Source organism: Paraburkholderia sp. (genome assembly GCF_049581445.1).
In the GTDB taxonomy this organism is placed as follows: Bacteria; Pseudomonadota; Gammaproteobacteria; order Burkholderiales; family Burkholderiaceae; genus Paraburkholderia.
Genome location: NZ_JBAURZ010000150.1, coordinates 1 through 3,171, shown reverse-complemented (window position 1 = coordinate 3,171; position 3,171 = coordinate 1). Strand labels below are relative to the sequence as shown.

General features: G+C 64.1%; 3 protein-coding genes. 2 read left to right on the top strand and 1 reads right to left on the bottom strand.

The genetic code is table 11. The annotated features are described in order from the left end of the window. A partial coding sequence (locus tag WCA85_RS13930) for a GMC family oxidoreductase (protein WP_424064753.1) occupies positions 1–1,089 on the top strand: 1,089 nt, incomplete at its 5' end. A gap of 18 nt (positions 1,090–1,107) precedes the next feature. On the opposite strand, the gene WCA85_RS13925 is transcribed toward WCA85_RS13930, so the two are convergent. After that, a complete protein-coding gene (locus tag WCA85_RS13925) occupies positions 1,108–2,172 on the bottom strand; it encodes an alcohol dehydrogenase catalytic domain-containing protein (RefSeq protein WP_424064755.1) in 1,065 nt (354 codons plus the stop codon). A gap of 207 nt (positions 2,173–2,379) precedes the next feature. Between WCA85_RS13925 and WCA85_RS13920 the strand changes: the two genes are divergently transcribed. Continuing rightward, positions 2,380–3,171 (top strand): ABC transporter substrate-binding protein (locus WCA85_RS13920; protein WP_424064750.1); only part of this gene is annotated, 792 nt, incomplete at its 3' end.

The following is a 3,171-nucleotide window of genomic DNA, read 5'->3' as shown; positions in this document are numbered from 1 at the left end:
GCCGAGACACGGCGCAGGCCGAATCTGACGATCTGGACTGAGACCGAAGTGGCCGGCCTGCTGTTTGACGGTACCCGCTGCTGCGGGATCCGTATTGATGCGCCGGACCGTCCGTCCGAGGTGCGGGCGGGCGAGGTCATTTTGTGTGCGGGTGCGCTGCAGTCGCCGGCAATTCTTATGCGCTCAGGCGTCGGCCCCGCTGCGCATCTGCGCGAGCACGGGATTGACGTAGTCGCGGAGTCGAACGGCGTGGGACAGCATCTGATGGAGCATCCGTCCATCGCGCTTGCGTCGTTCATCCGCAAAGGCGCACGTGTGAATGACGCGACGCGGCGGCATATCCTGTTGGGATGGCGCTATTCGTCGCAGCTCGGCGGCGCACCGGCGGGTGACATGTTCGTGTCGGTGGTCAGCAAGACTTCGTGGCATGCCGTCGGTGAGCGGATCGGCACGCTGCTGATGTATGTCAACAAGCCGTTTTCGAACGCGGGGGAAGTCAGGCTGACTTCGGCGGACTGGCGCGTGGCACCCGCGGTGGACTTCAATTTCATGGCCGACGAGCGCGACCTCGATCGGCTGGCGGACGGGTTCCGGCGCATGGCGGCCGTGCAGGCGCTGGCGGCGGTGCAGCAGGTAACGGCTGATCCGTTCCCGGCGAGCTACAGCGAGAAGGTCAGGCAGGTCGCGCTGCTGAGCCGCCGCAACAAGACGATTACCGACGTGCTGGCGGCACTGCTCGACGGACCTGCGCCACTGCGGCATCTCCTCATGACGCGGGTGGTCGCTGGCGGCGCCACGCTTGCCGAACTGCTCGGCGATGAAAAGGCGTTGCGCAGTTTCGTGCGTACCGCGAGCGTAGGGGTCTGGCATCCGTCGTGCACCTGCCGGATGGGCGCCGACGACGATCCACTCGCCGTGACCGACCACGAGGCGCGGGTGCGCGGCGTACAGGCTTTGCGCGTCGTCGACGCATCGATCTTTCCGCATATCCCTAGCGGCAATCTCAACTTCCCGACCATGATGGCCGCCGAGAAAGTGGCCGACATGATGATCGGACAAACAATCGCAGCGGCAGCGCAGACCGCATGATGCGCCGCTGCCGCGCGTTCAGGTTCCGGTCGCGGCGTCGCCATCCGGAATCAGCACGGCGCGGCCGCGAATCTGTCCGGCCTGCAAGGCATCGAAGGCGCGCATCGCGTCGCGCAGCGCGAAGCGCGTCACGAGCGGCTGGATCTTGCCGCGCTGGGCCAGCGCGATCACCGCGGTGAGGTCGCCGTAAGTGCCGCCATAAGGGCACATGATCGACACGCCGCGCGGTAGCGCGTTGCCGGCTGAGCGCGCCACAAACGGATAGGTGCCGCCTGACAGGCCGACCACACGAATTGCCCCGTAGCGCCCGACTATTGCCGCCGCCTGGCGAAGCGTCGCATCGCTGCCAACGAAGTCGAGTACGACGTCGGCGCCGAATCCATCGGTCGTCTCGAGAATCGCGTCGACGAAATCGCCCGCATCCGCGCGCATGCTTACGTCGACCCAGGGTCGGGCGGCGTCGATAGCCTGCGGCGAGACATCGGCCGCCACGATGCGGGTCGCAGTGGTCGCGCGCAGAATCTGCGCCGCCAGATTGCCAAGCCCGCCAAGCCCGATGATGACCGTCGTCGAGCCCGGATGAAGCAATTCCGCACAGGTTCTGATCGCGTGATAGGACGTGAGCGCCGCGTCGGTCAACGTGGCGGCGATGGCGGGATCGAGGTCGCCGATCGCAACCAGCGATTGCTCAGGCACGCTAACGTAGTCGGCCATTCCGCCGTTCCTGGTGACGCCCGGCGTGTGCGGCGGCGCGAGCCTGCTGGCGGTGCGCCGGCAGGCGTTCTGCCGCCCTGACAAACAGGCGCTGCAGATGCCGCAAGACCAGCAAGGATGAACGACCACGCGATCACCTCGACGCCACCGAGTCACGCCATTGCCGCATTGTTCGACGACCCCGGCAATCTCATGTCCAAGTGTTGTCCCATCCGGCGTACGCGAATCGGACGCGCTGCGGATATGCAGATCCGTCTGACATAAACCGGCCGCGAGGACGCGCAGCAGCACTTCATTGGCACCGGCCACAGGCCGAGGCAAGCTCGCGAGCCTGACGTTCCCAGCGCTGGCCAGTTGGACGCCGTGCATGGTGTTGCAGCAATCATTCATGTCCACCTCTTTTGTACATTCGGGAACGTATGCGCGTACGTGGTACCAAGGTTAAACCCCGACCCACGTTTCCTTGACACCGGAATTTCAACACCCCTATGATAAAGCCAAAGGTTCATCCAATGACAAAAAGTCGCTGTTGAAGCGCAACAGACGAAATTCGATTCCTATCGCGAGGAGACATCCGTGAGCAACGCACTACCCGTTAAGTGGCTGGAAGCGAGAACCCGGCGGACAAAAGTGGCAGGACTCACGTCCTTCGCGGTGCTCACGCTTGCGGGGGCTGTGCCCGCGTACGCTGCCGATCCCATCGTGATCTGTTCCGTCGACGATCGTAGCGGCGCTGCGGCAGATACCGGCACTCAGGGTTATCAGGCAGTGCAGATGGCGATTGATGAAGCCAATTCCGCAGGCGGCATTGGCGGCCACAAGATCCAGCTTGTGGCGTACGACGGCAAGACCGATCCGCAATTGACGGCGACCTTTGCGTCGCGCTGCGCTGAAGACGACAAGGCGTTGCTGATCATCGGTGGGAACCCGTCGGCCCCGGCGGCAGCGATGATCCCCATTGCGACGGAAGACAAGATTCCCTATTTCATCCTGTCTGCGGGCACGGACTCGCTGACGGATCCGCCTGCGCCGTATCACTTCCGCTTCGGTCCGGCGAACCGACAGGACGCCGCTGCGATCGCAGATCTGCTAGCCAGGCAAGGATTTAAACGACCCGCGATCATCAACAACTCGCTGCCGTTCGGTACCGACGGTGCGCGCGCGACAACAGCGGCCCTCAAGAAAGTGGGCATCACTGTCGTTGCACAGCAGACCTACGATGTGAATGCCACTGACCTTTCGCCACAGCTGACAAACCTGCGTGACGCGAAGCCCGACGTATTGATCGTCTTCCCCTATGCCGCCGACGGCGCGCGCGTGTTGCGCACCGCGCACCAGCTCAACATCGCCGCGCCGGTGGTCGTGTCG

What these genes read in the sequence shown, in the direction of transcription:
- WCA85_RS13925 (WP_424064755.1), bottom strand. Translation starts at nt 2,172, where the DNA reads ATGCACGGCGTCCAACTGGCCAGCGCTGGGAACGTCAGGCTCGCGAGC.